Here is a 16,833-nt window from a genome sequence, read left to right on the forward strand (position 1 = left end):
GCGGCCGTGCTGTCGGCGCTGTTCCTGCTCGGCATGGCGCTGAAGAAGCGGGCCCAGCCGGAGGGTTGCAGCCGGCGGCCCAGGGTGCCTCGGGCAGCTTCGCCGCCTCGTCGCGCCCGGTGATCTCGACGGTCGTCGGGGTGCCGAGGCCGGGCATCCGCATCGTCACCCGCCGCAGACCGCCGTCACCGTCGATCCAGTAGGTCAGCGGCGACAACTCACCGTCGGCGCCCGCCCCGTGCGCGGCGTCACCGGAGCGCGGCCCGGAGAACCGGTCGTAGCTCCGGCCGTCGATCAGGTCGCGGCCCAGCCATCGCGGACCGGACTGCGCGAGCAGCAACGGGTTGTCGGGCCGGTCCGCGCCCAGCTGGATCAGCAGTTGGAGGCCGGAGTCCAGGGGGTCCGCCGTGTAACCGCGCGGCGACCAGCCCGGGCGGGGGATGTGCTCGGCCTGCTGCCAGGCCGGGCCGCCGCCTTCACCCGCCTGCGGCGCCAGCCCCAGGCCGGCGCCGTCCCACACGATCAGCCCGTGGTCCAGCTCACCCGTGGGCCCGGTGACCCGGTAACGGCCCGCCGCCCGGTGCGTGCGGTAGTCCACGACTCCCTCCACCCGCACCACCACGCCACCGCCCTCGGCGGCGGTGAGGGTCACCGTCGCCGGGCTCGCCTGGTAGAGGTTGAGGCGCGACACCGCGATGCGCGATGCCTCGTCGACGGTCACCGGCCGGCTGGTGGTGCTGTCGGACACGTTCCGGTAGACGACCACGCCGCCCGTGGCGGCCCCGCACACGGTGACCGCCAGCAGCACCCGGAGCCAGCCGGCCCGCCGCGGCGCGCGGGCGCCGCCGGGCCGCTCCCGCGCCGTGGCGCCGCCGGACTTCCACCGGGCCATGAAACCGCTGGGCTTCCGCCCGGCCGTCTTGTCGCCGCGCTTCGTCCCGGCCGTGCTGTCACCGGGCTTCCGCCCGGCCGTCTTGTCGCCGGACTTGCTCCGGGCCATGACCATGCCTTCTCTCACGTCGGTGACACACTCGGGCGGGTTCGCGAACCCGATGGTCCGCGAACCCGCCCGATCCGCCCCTGCCGGCCGCCGGCCCGTCGGGCTGCGACGGCCGGGCCGGGGTGTTACCGGTGCCGGGCCCTACGCCCGCGCAGTCCTACCAGCACCCCGCCGAGCGCCGTGAGCCCCACGGCGACGAGGGCCATCGGTACGAGCGGCCCCGTGCCGGTGCTCGCCAGGGGCGAACCCGGCGCGGGCCTCGGCGGGCCCGGTGCGGCGGCCGGCACGACGGGCGGCTCCGGCGGGTTCGACGCGGGCGGTACGCCGGCCGTCTCCGTCGGGGTCGGCGTCGCGGCCGGCGTCGTGGGCGACGGGGTGGGCGTGGGGGTGGGCGACGGGGTGGGCAGCAGCCGGTTGACCGCCGTGACCGAGACGCCGTCCGCGAGGTTCTCGGACGTCAGCACCAGCGGACCGAACACCGTGGTGTCCGGCGCCGCGTAGCCCTCGGGCGGGCTGAGCTCCTGCCAGTAGTACGTCCCCGGCTCACCGGCGCCCCGGCACAGGCCGTCGGCGCCGGTGGTGCACGGGCTCCCCAGCTTCGCGTCCGGCTTGTCACCGGTGGGCTGCAGCCCGTCGGTGCCGTTCGTCTCGTGCCACAGCTGGAACCTCGCCCCCGCCAGCGGCTTGCCGTCCTGGTCGTGCTTGACCAGGCGCAGCGCGCCCTCCTGCCGGCGGAACCCGAAGTCGAAGGTGTGGTCGTTCTCGCCCGGCCCGCCGGTGGTCAGCGCCCGCTCGGGGAACCGTCCGCCGTCGGGGACGACGCCCTTGGAGTCGATGAAGTGGTTGTCGCCGACGTCCGCGTCGGTGGGCACCCACTGGTACAGGGGGCCGCCCTTGGCGTAGTCGGCCGGGTTGTCCAGCCTGATGGTGTACTTGGTGCGCGGCTTGAGGCCGCCGTCCACGTCGGAGTCGTCGAAGTAGTACTCGCCGCGGGTGGTCGTCCTCGTCGTGCCGACGAGCTTCCCCGACTCGTCGTAGAGGTGGACGGTCGCGCCCGGGACGGGACGCTGGCCCGGGCGCTGGACGCCGGTGCGCTCCGGGTCGTACCAGACCCGGTTGCCGATCTGCAGCGGCGCCTGGTCGCAGAGGACCTCCAGGTCGCCCATCGACGCGCCCTTGCCGAACGGGGCCACCGTTCCCGGCGGGTTGAGTCGCAGGCCGAACTTCGGGTCCTGCTTCCCGTCGCGCTGGAGGAACGACGTGCCGTACCCCAAGGCGGTGTGGTTGGGGTCGAAGGCGGAGACCGCGATGGTGTTCTCGGCCTTGGAGAGCGCCATGCCGGCGAACGCCGTGTTGCGGTGGCCGCCCCAGCTGGTGTCGAAGAACCGGGTGCCCCGGGGAGAGAGCCCGCAGCCGTTGTTGGTGTCCAGCACAAACGTGCCGCCCGCCGGGCAGGCCTTGTTCAGGTCGCCGCCGGACATGACCACGGCGACGGAGCCCGGTGCGGGGGCGGCCGGGGCGCGGTCGGCGAAGCGGTCGCGGAAGGCCAGCAGCATCGAGCCGTCGCTCTCGAAGGCGATCTCGCCCAGCTCGGGCTCGGGGTTGGCGATGATGGAGGCGCCGCACGGATTGCCGTTCTGCGACGTCGGGTAGGTGCTCGTCCACGGGAACCAGCCCGCGCCGTCGCACGGGCCACCGCCGACGGTCGACTGCCGCGGGTAGTCGAGCGGCTGGTCCAGCACCGGCTTGCCGAACACCCCGGTGGCGAGGTCGAACGGCAGGACGACCGCGCGGAGGTCGGCGACCTTGCCGGTGGACTCGCCGGAGCACACCCCGCCGAGGTAGCCCTTGCCGTCCTGGAGGCCCAGGCCGAAGGGGCGCCAGTCCCCCGCCGCCGGGCAGCCCGGATCCGGGACGGCGTAGGAGGCCTTCGGCGCCGCCGCGGTGGGCGCGGTGGCGTCGTAGCGGTAGAGCCTGCGGTCGTTGAGGTTGACGACGAACAGGTCCCGGCCGTCATCGGTGATCTTGAGGCCGCCCAGGCTCTCCTTGCCCGGCACACCGAGGAAGGCGTCGTCGGTGCCACCGCCGTGAACCGTCGCACCGGCCTCCGGGACGGTGGTGAACAGGGTGGTCCTCTTCTGGGCGAGGTCGGTGACGTAGATCGCCCCGGCGCCGCCCGGACCGTAGTCGGTGGTGCGCTTGGCCAGCGCGGAGGAGAACACCCGCCGGTCGGAGCGGTTCCACCCGATGCCGTAGAGCGTGCCGGTCTCGGCGTCGGTGGCGATGTCCGTGACGTTCACGTCCACGCCGTCCTGGCCGCGCGCGCTGTAGGGGAAGGACACCAGCGTGCGCTGGGCGCCGCCCTCGCGCGAGGTGGGCTGACAGGTCGTCACCAGCGGTGCGTTCTTCTGGCAGTAGTCACCGGGGTTCCACAGCCCCGTGGTGAACGCGACGTTCTTGCCGCCGGAGAGGTCGACGAACTCCTCGTTGCTGCTCAGCTTGTTCGGAGCGCCGTCCAGTCCCTCCCGGGAGGCGAAGGCCGGGAACAGCACGCCCGGCTTCGGATTCACCACCTGGACGCGGTACTTGCCGCCGGACAGCTTCGCCGCCGGGGCGAGGGTGACCGTGCCGTCCGCCGCCGTCGCCCCCTGGACCGCGGTGCCGGCGTCATCGGTGAGCGTCACCGTGACACCCGCGAGGCCGGGTTCCAGCGCCGGCGTCCAGACCCCGCTCGTGTCCACCGCCCGCACCACCCGGACCGTCACCGACCCGTCGCCGGACTGCGGGAACGCCGCCGGCGCCACGGCCAGCGAGCAGCCCGCGATCCCCAGTGCCACTGCCGCGGTTCTCGCCACGGCCCGGCGGCCGGGCGAGCCCGACCGCCCCCAACCCGGCCCGCGCGCGGAGCCGTTCAACCGATCACTTGTAGATGTCATTCCCACTCTCATCGTCGAGGGCCTGCGCCCGGCCGCCTGAGGAGCCGTGTGGAGTGACGGAGCACCCGCCATTCAGCGGAAGCTTAAAGGCGTCGTAAGGAAGGTGCGGGCACAATCGTCATTTTGACGCTCCATCAGGTGACTCTCCCCGATCTCGGCGGCGACCAGGAGGTCCGCGGGCGGTACGTCTGCGGACCGACCCCCGACCCCGACATACCGATGCCGCAAACCTTCCCGGGCAGCTCGCCAGCCGAAGGGGTGAATCCGCCGACGGCTGTCCGCCGCGCACCCTCCCCACCCGACGAGCACCCGCCACCGGCGCGAAGCCGCACGGTCCGCCAGTGCTCGAACGCGCGCTCGCCGCCTGTGCACTGGGCTCCGCCACCCTCGCCGCACTCCCTCGCGACCACCTCGGGGTGTCCCCGGAAGCGCGGGGGGTGCTCGAAAAGTCCCCGTTCGCCCCGGGCACGCCCGACGGAAATCCGCTTGAACGCCGCACTCGAACAGCACCATCATCAGACGCCACCCGACCCGAGGTGACCACGCGAACTCGACCCGTCCACAGCTCACTTGACGCTCACCGCCGGCCAGACGGCGCGCCGGCCGGCCTGAGCACGGGTGCACCGCCGCACCCCGCCGACCACCGCGAGTCCCCGTCAGCCGAGCAGTCCCGGAGGTAGCACCGTGGAGATCCTTCGCCAGGCCGTGTCCGTCATCGTCCACGACCAGCACCGAGATCTGGTCGCGACGCTCCGCTACGCCGCGCACGGCTGGCACGCGACGCCGGCGTGGACGATCCCCGGCGGCAAGGTCGAGGAGGGCGAGCGGCTCGACGAGGCCGCCGCCCGCGAGTTGCGGGAGGAGACCGGGCTGATCACCGATCCCGGGGGCCTACGGCTCGTGCACACGATCCAGGTCCGCCAGGGCTGGGACGGCGAGGGCCCGTTCCTGCTGTCGGTGTTCCTCGCCACCGCCTGGAGCGGTGAACTGACGAACGCCGAGCCGGACAAGCACCTCGGCGCCCACTGGTCCCCGGTCGACGCGCCACCGCTGCCGATGTTCGCCACCGCCCACGCCGCCCTCACGCTCTACCGGGGCGGGGGCCGCGGCTTCTCCACCCACGGCTGGGGCGGCGAAGGGTCCGACCCGCGTGCGCTCGTCGGCGCGTGAGACCGGTGGGCCGACACCGCCGACCGCCCGACCCGCACCTGCCGGACGACGCTGACCTGCGGCTGCGCGCGATCGCGCGGCAGCAGAACGTCGTGGAGGAGGGCGTCGCCGTCCTCCCCGGCAGCGCCGCCCCGTACGCCTACCGGACGGTGCACCGGCCGGACGGCGGAGTCGACCACCACCTCGTCCGCCTCGATCCCCCGCCGCCCCCGCGCTCCCGCCGGCCGGGTGAACCGCGATGACGCCCGCGCCCGCCCCGGCCCCGCCGTGGGACCGCACCGCGGGGATCACCTGCCCCGGTGTGAGGTCCTCGGCGTCGTCTGCCCTGCATATATGACGATTCGTCCTTGTAGGTGCAGTTTCTATACACACCATGGGTAACAGCGCGAATTCGTGCTGTCATAGCTGCGCAAGATCCCCGGCACGCATCGCACCTTCGCGGGAAGGCAGGAAGATGGGCAGATCCACGTTCGCGGCCACGACGATGGCCGCCGCACTGACGGTTTCGGGGTTGCTCGCCGCCGTAGGGAGCCCGGCCCACGCCGAGGCGGGGCAGGACAACATCGGCATGTACAAACAGGAGAAGACCCAGTGGTGCTGGGTCGCCTCCGGGCTGACGATCGCCAAGTTCCAGGGCTACGGCAGCACACAGACGGACTTCTGCACCCGGGCCCAGCCCTCCTACGGCTGCAACAACCAGCCCGCCACACTCGACGACATGGCCAGGGGCTGGAACAGCCTCGGCATGGCCCACCCCGGCTCCGGCCTGAACAGCGCGGCCACGTTCAACCAGGTCTACACCGACGTCAAGGCGGCCCGCCCGGTCGCCGCCCGCATCGGGTGGACGTCCGGCGGTGGCCACATGAACGTCGTCTACGGCTTCGACACGTCGAACAACACCATCGCCGTCGCCGACCCGTGGCCGGACACCGCCACCTACACGTGGTGGAACTACAACGACTACGTCAGCAACAGCTCGTTCAAGTGGACCCACTCCCGGATCGGCATCTCCCGTTAAGGCAGGCGGCATGCACCGAGCAAGAACGTCCAGCAAGGGGGCGGCCTCCCGCCGCTCCCGCCTGACCACCGTCCTGGTACTGAGCGCGGCCGCGCTGCTGACAGTCGCCGGCCCCGCCCACGCGACCGCGCCCATGGACCCGCTCCCGGCGGACATCCCGGACTACCAGGCCGCCCTCGACCTGGTGAAGTCGGCCGACGTCCGCGCCACCATCTGCCGCTTCCTCAGCGTGCCGGTGCCCCAGGGGGACGCGGTCGGCGCACCGCAGGCGATCCCCGACAAGGCCGACCCGTGCGAGGGCCTGCCGACGTTCACCGTCAAGGACCCGTTGGCGCTGAACGAGATCACTCCCGGCTTCGCCGCGGGGACGTCCCTGCCGATCGCCACCGAGGCGGTCAAGCTGAGCTATCTGGTCTCCGCGCTGAACGCCCCGGTCAACGGGCGGAACGCCACCGTCATGCTCGCCCCCACGCAGGGCGGCGGGTGGCATCTGGCGGCCGTGCGCGAGGGCGACAGCGACGCCACGTTCGCGGGCAGTGCCACGGTGGGGACGCTGGTGTTCTCCGAGCCGCAGATCCGCGGCTGGTACCAGCTGAAGCTCACCACGGTCGAACCCCTCAACGACCAGGCGCGGCAGGGGCTGGACGGCCAGTCGGCGGTCTCGCTGAGCGCCTACCAGAAGCTGGTCAAGGCCCGTTACGCCGACAAGCTGCCCGGCTCGGTGTACGACACCACGGGCATGTCCAGCGGCTACGGCGTCGCGAAGAAGTCGGCAGCCACCCCTTCCTCGACACCCGTGCTCGTCGGCGGTTCGGGCGTGGCCCTGGCGCTCGCGGGTGGCGCCTTCGCCCTCCTCCGCCGCCGTCGGCGCGACAACGTCGCCTGAACGCGGCCACCATCGCCCCGACCCCGCCGCCGAACGGGGTCGGGGCGAAGCCGCCCATCGGTGCTGACCCACGACGCCATCGAACGGCACGACGTACCGCAGGGTGAACCCCTCGGAAGAGGTTCGACCGGGACTCGACTTGTCAGGACTGACGAGGCGTCATAGAACGGGGACTGACAGCGACTCAGGTGAATCGCCGGGCGCGCGTCGACGTGATGGCGACGCACGCCCGGCGCCGTCCGTACGGGAGCCGACCATGTCCGACCGGGAGCGGCTGCACGACGCGGTGCTCGAAGTCCGCGAGTCCTACGACCGGCTGAACGAGCAGCGGCTCGGCCGCCGGTGGGACCTCACCGACCACGCGCTCGGTTCCGTGGGCGACGTGGGGGCCCTCGCGAAGCCGGTGATGGCCCACGAGGGCCACCGCACCGACGTGGCGGGCGGCCGCGAGCTGCTCGCCCACGAGCTGTCGGACTGCCTGTTCTCCCTCCTGGTGATCGCCGAGAAGACCGGCATCGACCTCGAAGCCCGGTTCCCGGCCGACATGTCCGCTCTCGCCGCCCGGGTCCGCGCGCAGCTCGCCACGGGAGCGACGCCGCCTCCCGCCACCCCCTGACCCAGCCGGGCGCCACGCGGCACGAGCGACGAACGCCCCGCCCCCGGGGCGGATGCCCCGAATGGTGTTGCGCCTCGCCGACGTGTGGTGGAGCCTCTCAGGCTGGAGGTGGTCCAGGTGACCGACATCAGGGTCTCGCTGTCCGTGCGCGACCTCACCCATGAGGACCTGCCCTCGTGCGGCTGGGCGGGCTCCGCCCTGCACGTGCGCCGGCTCGCCGACCAAGTGCGGCGGGCCGAGCGCGGTGAGGTCGACTACCTGGCCGTGCACGGGCCCGCCGGCCTGCCGGTGGCGATCGGCGGCGTCGACTACACGGTCAGGAGCGGTGCCGGCACGCTCTGGCAGCTCGGCGTCCATCCGGCGCTCCGGTCGTGCGGCATCGGCACTCTGCTGATCGCCTCCGCGGAGGCCCGGATCACCGCCCGGGGCCTGACGGTGGCCGAACTGGGCGTGGAGGAGGGCAACCCCAGGGCCCGCGCCCTCTACGAGCGGCTCGGCTACCGGGCCTACGGCCGCGAACCGGACTCCTGGGAGGTGGAGACCGCGGAGGGCTCGGTCGAACGGTACGAGACCGTGTGCACGTTGATGCGCAAGGACCTCACGTAGCCGAGGACGAGCTGCACCGACGAAGTCGGCTGGGTGCCGCAGGCTCCGCCGAAGTACCCCGTCCCCGTGCGGTGCGTCACCGGGCGGAAAAGCTCACCCCCGGCCGCGGCGCACGCCAGAATCACCTCAGGCCAGTCGGTGCGCCGACACGATCCGAAGGAGCGCCGCCATGACCCGCTACAGTGTCGACCCCGCCCGACACGAGCTGATCGCCGCCTGGGGAACCGGCGGCGGCGACCTCTCCGCCCGCGTCGCCGTCCTTCCCGCCGAGGCCGACACCGCCGCGCTGCTGCGCCTGGCCGGCACGCTCACCCAGCTGTCCGAGGCGGCCTGGCGCACCTACACCCACCCGGCCAGCGCCGCCGACTCCCTGGAGTCCGGCAGCGAGGGATGGCGGCGCGAGCGGGAGCGCGAGGCCTTCGGCGAGGTCGCCGCCGCCGTCGCCCGCCCCAACCTGCCCCAGGGCGGGATGCTGACCGTCTCCTACAGCCCCCTGGTGGAGTCCGCGAACCGGATCGGCCGCGCCCTGGTGGCCCTGGGCGACCCGGAACTCACCGCCACCGTCCTGGCCGAGGCCGCCCAGGAGCTCGCCGCCGTGGAGAGCGCCGAACTCGGCGACCTCTCCGGCCGCGCCCAGCAGGCCGTCCTGCTCAGTCGCGAGGACGCCTCGCCCGCCCAGGTCGCCGCCGCCGACCACCTCTTCCGTCAGGACCCGTTCGGCCCCGCTGAGCTGTTCTCCGGCATCGACCCCACCGCCGCGGCCGTCGCCGCGGCCCACTGGCTCACCGCCGCGGCCGAGATCGCCGCCGAGGCCTCCGGCCACGACCGCGCCACCGTCGTGCTCGAAGCCGACGCCATCGAGGCGCTCGCCCACGAGACCCCCACCCTCGTCCTCGAACTCATCGACGCCGGAGCGTCCCCGCACGACGCCGTCGCCGGGCTCGTCCGGCACGCCCTGCAGGTGGCCGACGGTCTGCTGCCCGACCCCACCGCCCTGCGGGACCAGCTCAACGACTTCGAGGAGGCCCTCGCCGAGTACGCGGAGGGCGACGGCGACGGGGGCCTCGACCCGGAGGACACCGGCCTGCGCCTGACCCCCCTCGACCCGCGGCGCCCCGCCCGCGACCTCCTCGAAGACCTCCTCGCCGGCATCCACGGCTGCTGGCTCCTCCACGACCAGTACACCGACGCCGACCACGACGAGGACGCGACCCCGGAGACCCCCGCCCACGAGGACGACGAGGAGGCCGCGGAGGAATTGCACCAGCAGCGCAGCCGTGGTCAGTTCGCCGCCCGGGTGCGCGCCGTCGCGGCCCGCGATCGCGACCGGCTGGTCTGACGCCGCAGCCGCTGTCGAACCGCCACCGGCGGCGGCCGCTGCGCCGGCGCGACCCGGCGCGACCCGGCGGCGACGGACCCGACACGCCGTCGGGATCGGGGGTCCGCCCGGAACTCGTCAGCGGCCGGGTCCGGGTTCGCCGTAGCGGCGCCCCGCGCGGTCGCCGAGCACGGTGACGGCTGCGGGGAGCGGCGAGTCGTCCGCGGCCCGGGACCCGCGGACGTTGCGGCGCGGATCCTGCCCCGGCCCCGGCAGGATCCGTGCGGCGAGGCCGAGCAGGCGGGTCGTGGTGGCGGGAGCGAGGCCCTGGAGCCGGACGCCCACCTTGGCCGCCGGGGTGAGGACGAGTTCGGGCCTGCGGCGCTCGGCGGCCCGGACGATGGCGCGGGCGGCGCGCTCCGCGTCCATGGACAGCAGGGGGAGCGACGCCGCCGCGGCGAACCAGCTGTACTCGGCGCCGGGCCTGCCGTGGAAGCGGGCCGCGGTGTGCGAGCCGGTCCGCATCAGGCCGGGCAGCACGGTGGTGACACTGACCGCGGCCCCCTCGCCCGCTCCGGCTCCCGCTGCGGCGAGTTCGGCCCGCAGTCCCTGCGACAGGCCGGCCGCGGCGAACTTCGCGGTGGCGTACGGGAGCAGGTGGGGTGCGGCGATGCGTCCGCCGACGGAGGAGATGTTCACCAGCGTGCCGGCCGTACTGGCCCGTAGGTCGGGCAGGGCCGCGAGGGTCAGCCGCAAGGGGGCGAAGAGCATCGTCTCCATCGCCTCGCGGAAGTCCTCCTCCCGCAGCGCGTCCAAGGGGCCGACCTGGATGATGCCGGCGTTGTTGACCAGCACGTCCAGCGGCCCGAAGCGGTCGTGCACCGCGTCCAGCAACGCGCGCGGGGCGGACTCGTCGGTGATGTCGCAGACCACGGACGCCACCTCGGCGCCCTCGGCACGCAGACGGCTCTCGGCGAATCCGAGCTCACGCGGGTCGCGGGCGCAGAGCATCACCCGGCAGCCCCGCCGGGCGAGTTCCTGGGCGATGAGCAGGCCGAGGCCTCGCGACGAGCCCGTGACCAGGGCGGTCCGGTCGGCGAAGCGGTGCAGCGTTCGGGACATGGGGGCTCCCGGGAGCGGTCACGCCGGTGCGGCGTCGGGGACGGGGATCAGGCGGGGGCGGGATCAGTCGGGGCGGGGGGCGGGATCAGGCGGGGACAGGGATCAGGGATTGAAGAGGATCTTGACGGCGCCGTCCTGCTTCTTCTGGAACAGGCGGTAGGCGTCGGGCGCCTCGGCGAGCGGGAGATGGTGGGTGGCGAAGGCCTCCACGCCCAGCGGGTCGTCGTCGGAGAGCAGCGGGAGGATGTCGTCGGACCAGCGGTGGACGTTGGCCTGGCCCATGCGCAGCTGGATCTGCTTGTCGAACAGGGTGAGCATCGGGAGCGGATCGGTCATGCCGCCGTAGACCCCGGACAGGGAGATGGTGCCGCCGCGGCGGACGATGTCGATGGCGAGGTGGAGGGCGTGGAGACGGTCCACTCCGACGTGCTGCATGAGCCGGGCGGCCAGGGCGCTCGGCAGCAGGGCCGTGGACTGCTGGGCGAGGGTCGCGGCCGGCGAGCCGTGCGCCTCCATGCCGACGGCGTCGATGACGGCGTGCGGGCCGCGGCCCTCGGTCATCTCACGGATCGTGTCGGCCAGGCCCTTGCCGTGCCGGTCGAGGTCGAGGACGGTGGTGCCGCGGGCGCGGACCCGCTCCAGGCGTTCCGGTACGAGGTCCACCCCGATCACCTGGCCGGCGCCGCGGTGGGCGGCGATCCGGGTGCACATGTCGCCGATCGGCCCGAGGCCCAGGACGACCAGGCTGCCGCCATCGGGCACGTCGGCGTACTCCACGGCCTGCCAGGCGGTCGGGAGGACGTCGGAGAGCAGGACGTACCGGTCGTCGGGCGGGCCCTGCGGCACCTTGATGGGCAGCGTGTTGCCGAACGGTACCCGCAGTAGCTCGGCCTGCCCGCCGGGCACCTGGCCGTAGAGCTTCGTGTACCCGAACAGTGACGCCCCGGTGCCGTACTCGCGGACCTGGGTCGTCTCGCACTGCGAGTGCAGACCCTGCGCGCAGGTGAAGCAGGTGCCGCAGGAGACGTTGAAGGGCACCACGACCCGGTCGCCGGGCCGGACGGCGGTGACCTCGGGGCCGACCTCCTGGACCACGCCCATCGGTTCGTGGCCGAGGATGTCGCCCGGATCCAGGAACGGGCCGAGGACCTCGTAGAGGTGGAGGTCCGATCCGCACAGTCCGGTGGTGGTGATCTTCACGATGACGTCGGTCGGGTCCTCGATCACGGGATCGGGCACCGATTCGACCCGTACGTTCCGCCTTCCTTGCCAGGTCAGAGCCTTCACGGCCACTCCTCTCGCTGGATTCCCCCTCGGCGCCGCGGCTCGCACGCGAGCCGCGCGAACGCGCGATGCCGGTGCGCGCCCACCGCGAGGCGACTGTTTCCCGCCGTCCCGCACGGCCCGCGCCTGCCCGGGCGCGGGAACGTGAAACGCCCCCCCCGCGCGCAGGGGGTGCGGGTCGCCTCCGTCGCCCTCGCCCGCCGTGCGCGATCGGGCCGAAACTGTTCTGCTGGGTGCGGATGTGCCTTCCGAGCGGATGCCGGCCGGCGCCGCCCGCTTCGGGATGGTCGTCACCACCGGCTGACCCGTGGCGCCCGCGTGGCTCGGCCCTCCCGGGTGGACCCGGGAGGGCCGAGCCACGCTTCGGGCGGGCCGCTCAGCGCCGCTCCTCCGGGCGCTGCGGCTCCTCCCAGCGGGTGTGGAAGACCCCGTCGCGGTCGACCCGCCGGTAGGTGTGCGCGCCGAAGAAGTCCCGCTGCCCCTGGACCAGGGCGGCCGGCAGCCGCTCGGCCCGCAGGCTGTCGTAGTACGCGAGCGCGGTCGCGAAGCCCGGCGCCGGCACGCCCAGCTGGGCCGCCGTCGAGACCACCCGCCGCCAGGCCGACTGGGCGGACCCGAGCGCCTCCGTGAAGTGGGCGTCGGTCAGCAGGGTGGGCAGCTCCCGGTTCCCGTCGTAGGCGGCCTTGATCCGGTCGAGGAACCTGGCCCTGATGATGCATCCGCCGCGCCAGATGGCGGCCATCTCGCCGGGGTCGATCCGCCAGGAGTACTCGGCGCTGCCGGCCTGGATCTGCTGGAAGCCCTGGGCGTACGCGACCATCTTGGAGGCGTACAGGGCCTGCTCGACGTCGTCGGCGAAGCGGTCCGCGGCGGCGCTGTCCAGCCAGGTCTCGGTCGGTCCGGGCAGGCCGCGGCCCGCCTCGCGCAGGGACACGCCGCCGGACAGCGACCGGGCGAAGACCGCCTCGGCGATGCCTCCGACGGGCACCCCGAGCTCCAGCGCGGTCTGGACCGTCCAGCGCCCGGTGCCCTTCTGCTCGGCCCGGTCCAGCACGACGTCGACGAAGGGCCGGCCGGTGTCCGCGTCGGTGTGGGCGAGGATGTCCGCGGTGATCTCGATCAGGTAGGACTCCAGCCGCCCGCCGTTCCAGGTGCGGAACACCTCGGCGATCTGCGGCGGCTGCAGGCCCGCGGCGTGGCGCAGCAGGTCGTAGGCCTCGGCGATCAGCTGCATGTCCGCGTACTCGATGCCGTTGTGGACCATCTTGACGAAGTGGCCGGCGCCGTCCGGTCCGACGTGCGTGCAGCAGGGCTTGCCGTCGACCCGGGCCGCGATGTCCTCCAGCAGCGGTCCCAGCAGCCGGTACGCCTCCGCCGTGCCGCCCGGCATGATGCTGGGGCCCTCCAGCGCGCCCTGCTCGCCGCCGGAGATGCCGCTGCCGACGAAGTGCAGCCCGCGCCCGCGCAGGGCGGCCTCCCGCCGTCGGGTGTCGAGGAAGTGGGCGTTCCCGCCGTCCACCAGCACGTCGCCCTCGTCGAGCAGCGGGACGAGTTCGTCGATGACCGCGTCGGTCGGCTCCCCGGCCTTGACCATGACGACGATCATGCGCGGGCGTTCGATCGCCGCGACGAACGCCTCCGGCGAGTCGGCCGGGACGAACTCGCCCTCGTGCCCGAACTCCTCCAGCAGGGCGGTGGTCCTGGCCCGGGTGCGGTTGTGCACGGCGACGCGGTAGCCGTGGCGGGCGAAGTTCCTGGCCAGGTTGCGGCCCATCACGGCCAGTCCGGTGACGCCGATCCGGGCCTTCGACTGCTCGGTCATGACGTTCTCCTCCTCGGCGGGCTCCTACTCGGCGGACAGCGAGAGGACCTCGTCCTCGGGGACCTCCAGGTACCGCTCCCCCGCGACCTCGATCTCCGAGCCCGAGAACGTGGCGAAGACGATCCGGTCGCCGACCTTGACGTCCACCGGGTGCGGCTTGCCGCTCTCCAGCGGCCGGCCGGGTCCCACCGCCACCACCTCGCCCGTACGGGTGTCGGCGTCGGCGGCGGGTTCCCCGATCGGCCTGACGACCAGGCGATCGTGCTCCGGGTGGAAGTCGGGCATGGGGTGCTCCTCGGTACTGGGCGGTACGGGTGCGGGCGGTGGAACCGGTGGAATCGGCGGAACCGGGCGGCCGACGCGCGGCCGAACCGGTCCGCCTCCGATTCTCCCGGGGTTCCCGGATCCTGCACGGTCTGGCCGCGCGCCTTCGTCCTCCCGGGGCTCGCCGGGTCCTTCCGTGGGCCTCACCCGGAGCACACGCGGACCACACCGCCACCTCGCCCGGACCACACCCGGACAGCGCAGCGCCGCGGGCGGTCGCTCAGCAGTCAGCGGGGCTGGAGCCGGGTGCGCAGGAGGCAGAACTCGTTGCCCTCCGGGTGTCGGCCAGCACGTGCCAGTCCTCGGCGCCGGCCTGGCCGATGTCGACGGGCCTGGCGCCGAGCGCGAGCAGCCGGGCCGGTTCGGCGTCCTGGTCCCGGTCGGTGGGGCTGACGTCGATGTGCAGCCGGAGCTTCCTTCCTCCCGGGCCGGGGGTCACCACTGGGGCTGAGGACCACGGTGGGCTGCGGGCCGCCGGAGCCGACGCCGGGCGGCCCGATCTCGATGCTCCCGTCGGCCTCCCGGCCGAGTTCGACGCAGCCGAGGACCTCGCTCCGGAACGCGGCGAGTTGCTCGGGGTCGGCACAGTCGATGACCAGCTCACTGATGCGGCATGCCCTGCCCGCCAGTGTACGGAGCCGGGCCGGGCGGCCGGCCTCGGTGCTCCCCCGAGCCGCCGGTTCCGTCCCCGGCGGCTCGCAGGCCTCCGACGGGAGGTGGCGGCCTCCCGTCGGAGGCCGGCTCAGTGCCGCTCCGCCGTACCGCGGGCCCAGCTGCCGAGCACGGGGACGCAGCGCTCGGCGAAGTCCTCGTAGTCGGCGGCCGTGTTGTAGACGTGGGTCGAGAGGCGGAAGTAGCCGACGCCGTCGAAGCTGGTGAACGCGGCCTCGACGCCCAGCTCGGCCGCGACCCGGTCGCGCAGGGCGTCGGCTTCGAGGCGGGTGGCAGCCAGGCCGTCGGGGAGCCGGACCAGCCGCAGGGCGTTCACCGGCATGCCGACGTCGACGGCGGCGCTCTTGCCGGTCAGCCTCGTGACGGCCTCGCCGACGATGCGTTCGGCGTAGTCCGCCAGCTCGCGCAGGTAGTCGCGGGCAGCCGCCCAGCCCCAGGTCCGCTCGATGAAGCCCAGCGCCTCCGGGGCCGCCAGGTAGCTGCTGGCGTCGATCGTGCCCTGGGTGTCGAAGCGCTCGGGGAAGGGGGCTTCGGCCGCCCAGGAGTCGATCAACGGGTAGAGCTGGTGACGGAGTTCGCTGCGGACCACCAGGGCCGAGGCGCCGCGCGGGGAGCAGCCGAACTTGTGCAGGTTGCCGACCCAGACGTCGAACTCCAGCCCGGCCAGGGGGTCTTCGGCCAGGCCCGGTACGTGGGCCCCGTCTATCAGCAGGGGGATGCCCAGCTCCCGGGCCGCCGCGCCGATCTCCTTCACCGGCATCCAGCGGGCGGTGGCCGAGGTGATGTGGTCGAGGACGATCAGCGCGGTCCGGTCGGTGACCTCGGCGAGCACCGCGGCGCAGGCCTCCTCGGCCGTGGCGTCAAGCGGCACCCGTGCCGTCCGGACGCTGCCGCCCCAGCGGCGGGCCAGCCGCTCGGCGCCCATGGTGACGGCGCCGTAGCCGTGGTCGGTGACCAGCACCTCGCCGCCGGGCCGGGCCGGGAGGTTGCCGTACACGACGCTCGCGCCCGCGCTGGCGTTGGGCACGAGGGCGAGGTCGCGCGGGTCGACCCGCAGGAAGTCCGCGACCTTCGACCGGGCGGCCGCCACCCGCCCGGGCAGGGCCGGGAACCACACCACCGGCGCCCGGTCCATCTCGGCGCGCAGCCGCTGCTGCTCCTGCTGCGCGGCCTCCGGGACGGCGCCGAAGGAGCCGTGGTTGAGGTGGGTCAGCGCCGGGTCCAGCGTCCAGGCGCCGGCGGCGGGCCGGCCGTCCGGCAGCAGCAGGGGAAGCGGGGCGGGACTCATGTCGTCTCCAGGAGGGTGCCGTCGGTCGCAGGGTGAGGGTCGTCCGGTGGGGCTGCCGGAGAATCCGGTCCATCATGACGTCCGAGGCCTACGGTGCTTACCGCGGCCCCCGGTTCGGGCCCCGGGCCCGGGCCGGCCCGTGGTGCTCGCGCCCTCCGGTGCGGGCGCGGCGCCCGGCCCGGTAGCGTGCCGGGATGGGAAAGATCGTCACGTATCTGGAGATGACCGGGCGCGAGGAGCTGATGCCGGGTCGGGCGGTGCCCGGGATGGAGCTGCGGCGCGAGGAGGGCTTGTCGGCGCTGGTGCGTTCGGTCCAGGCCCGGGTCGGGGCCGCGTACGGCTGGCGCAGTTCCAGCCGGACCGACCAGCAGTGGACGGAGCTGGCGCGGGCGCACCCGCACCGCCAGTACTGGCTGGTCGAACTGTCGGGCACGACGGCCGGGATCGCCGCCCTGGAGCCCCAGGCCGGCGGGGAGGTGGAGATCGTCACGTTCGGGCTCCTGCCGGAGTACGTCGGGCAGGGGCTCGGCGGCCACGCGCTCACCCTCGCCCTGCGGCAGGCCTGGGCGACCGAGCCGTTCGAGGCGGAGTCGGTCCGCAGGGTGTGGCTGCACACCGATTCGAACGACCACCCGACCGCGCTGGGCAACTACTTGCGCCGGGGTTTGCGCGTCCACCGCACCGAGACCGTCGAGGGCGCCTGACCGGGCCGTCTCCCGCCGGCCGCGGCTGCCCCGGCGCCACACCGCGGCGGCCGCGGCCGCCCCCTCC

At 73.9% G+C, this 16,833-nt stretch carries 16 protein-coding genes; 8 read left to right on the plus strand and 8 right to left on the minus strand.

The window, feature by feature from the left end:
* Both ABZ495_RS27660 and ABZ495_RS27665 read right to left on the minus strand, forming a co-directional pair.
* On the minus strand, positions 1-1,000 hold a 1,000-nt coding region (locus tag ABZ495_RS27660; protein ID WP_359838622.1), incomplete at its 3' end, for a hypothetical protein.
* 125 nt (positions 1,001-1,125) lie between these two features.
* Positions 1,126-3,837 carry an SdrD B-like domain-containing protein gene (locus ABZ495_RS27665; RefSeq protein ID WP_359838624.1) on the minus strand — a complete coding sequence of 904 codons (2,712 nt, stop codon included), beginning with the start codon at positions 3,835-3,837 and terminating at the stop codon, positions 1,126-1,128.
* A 783-nt stretch (positions 3,838-4,620) separates the two neighbouring features.
* Between ABZ495_RS27665 and ABZ495_RS27670 the strand changes: the two genes are divergently transcribed.
* From ABZ495_RS27670 to ABZ495_RS27700, 7 genes are all read left to right on the plus strand, one after another.
* Positions 4,621-5,106 carry an NUDIX domain-containing protein gene (locus ABZ495_RS27670; protein ID WP_359838626.1) on the plus strand — a complete coding sequence of 162 codons (486 nt, stop codon included), beginning with the start codon at positions 4,621-4,623 and terminating at the stop codon, positions 5,104-5,106.
* A 5-nt stretch (positions 5,107-5,111) separates the two neighbouring features.
* Complete coding sequence (locus tag ABZ495_RS27675; RefSeq protein WP_359808523.1) at positions 5,112-5,348, plus strand: hypothetical protein; 237 nt, start codon at positions 5,112-5,114, stop codon at positions 5,346-5,348.
* 212 nt (positions 5,349-5,560) lie between these two features.
* The gene (locus ABZ495_RS27680) at positions 5,561-6,124 is read left to right on the plus strand and encodes a papain-like cysteine protease family protein (RefSeq protein ID WP_359808525.1); all 564 of its coding nucleotides are present in this window, start codon (positions 5,561-5,563) and stop codon (positions 6,122-6,124) included.
* 10 nt (positions 6,125-6,134) lie between these two features.
* Complete coding sequence (locus ABZ495_RS27685) at positions 6,135-7,010, plus strand: hypothetical protein (RefSeq protein ID WP_359808527.1); 876 nt, start codon at positions 6,135-6,137, stop codon at positions 7,008-7,010.
* Between the two features lie 256 nt (positions 7,011-7,266).
* Positions 7,267-7,626: a nucleotide pyrophosphohydrolase gene (locus ABZ495_RS27690; protein WP_359808528.1), complete on the plus strand. Its 360-nt coding sequence runs from the start codon at positions 7,267-7,269 to the stop codon at positions 7,624-7,626.
* Between the two features lie 117 nt (positions 7,627-7,743).
* Positions 7,744-8,232, plus strand: a complete 489-nt coding sequence (locus tag ABZ495_RS27695; RefSeq protein WP_359808530.1) for a GNAT family N-acetyltransferase — start codon at positions 7,744-7,746, stop codon at positions 8,230-8,232.
* Between the two features lie 169 nt (positions 8,233-8,401).
* On the plus strand, positions 8,402-9,571 hold the full coding sequence (locus tag ABZ495_RS27700) for a hypothetical protein (protein ID WP_359838628.1): 1,170 nt from the start codon (positions 8,402-8,404) through the stop codon (positions 9,569-9,571).
* A gap of 117 nt (positions 9,572-9,688) precedes the next feature.
* Here ABZ495_RS27700 and ABZ495_RS27705 read toward each other — a convergent pair whose 3' ends face one another.
* The 6 genes from ABZ495_RS27705 to ABZ495_RS27730 form a co-directional block, all read right to left on the minus strand.
* A complete protein-coding gene (locus ABZ495_RS27705) occupies positions 9,689-10,672 on the minus strand; it encodes an SDR family NAD(P)-dependent oxidoreductase (RefSeq protein ID WP_359838630.1) in 984 nt (327 codons plus the stop codon).
* A 102-nt stretch (positions 10,673-10,774) separates the two neighbouring features.
* Positions 10,775-11,959, minus strand: a complete 1,185-nt coding sequence (locus ABZ495_RS27710) for a zinc-dependent alcohol dehydrogenase (protein ID WP_359838632.1) — start codon at positions 11,957-11,959, stop codon at positions 10,775-10,777.
* A 373-nt stretch (positions 11,960-12,332) separates the two neighbouring features.
* On the minus strand, positions 12,333-13,778 hold the full coding sequence (gene gndA, locus ABZ495_RS27715; protein ID WP_359808537.1) for an NADP-dependent phosphogluconate dehydrogenase: 1,446 nt from the start codon (positions 13,776-13,778) through the stop codon (positions 12,333-12,335).
* Between the two features lie 24 nt (positions 13,779-13,802).
* Positions 13,803-14,063, minus strand: a complete 261-nt coding sequence (locus tag ABZ495_RS27720; protein WP_329485443.1) for a co-chaperone GroES — start codon at positions 14,061-14,063, stop codon at positions 13,803-13,805.
* A 259-nt stretch (positions 14,064-14,322) separates the two neighbouring features.
* Positions 14,323-14,541 (minus strand): VOC family protein, encoded by a 219-nt coding sequence (locus tag ABZ495_RS27725; RefSeq protein WP_359838633.1) that lies wholly within the window; start codon positions 14,539-14,541, stop codon positions 14,323-14,325.
* 303 nt (positions 14,542-14,844) lie between these two features.
* Positions 14,845-16,062 (minus strand): aminotransferase class V-fold PLP-dependent enzyme, encoded by a 1,218-nt coding sequence (locus ABZ495_RS27730; RefSeq protein ID WP_359838635.1) that lies wholly within the window; start codon positions 16,060-16,062, stop codon positions 14,845-14,847.
* A 194-nt stretch (positions 16,063-16,256) separates the two neighbouring features.
* On the opposite strand from ABZ495_RS27730, the gene ABZ495_RS27735 reads away from it, so the two are divergent.
* Entirely contained in the window at positions 16,257-16,766 is a 510-nt protein-coding gene (locus ABZ495_RS27735; protein WP_359838637.1) for a GNAT family N-acetyltransferase, read from the plus strand.
* The last annotated feature ends 67 nt before the right edge of the window (positions 16,767-16,833 follow it).

This window comes from Kitasatospora sp. NPDC005748 (genome assembly GCF_040630735.1).
In the GTDB taxonomy this organism is placed as follows: domain Bacteria; phylum Actinomycetota; class Actinomycetes; order Streptomycetales; family Streptomycetaceae; genus Kitasatospora.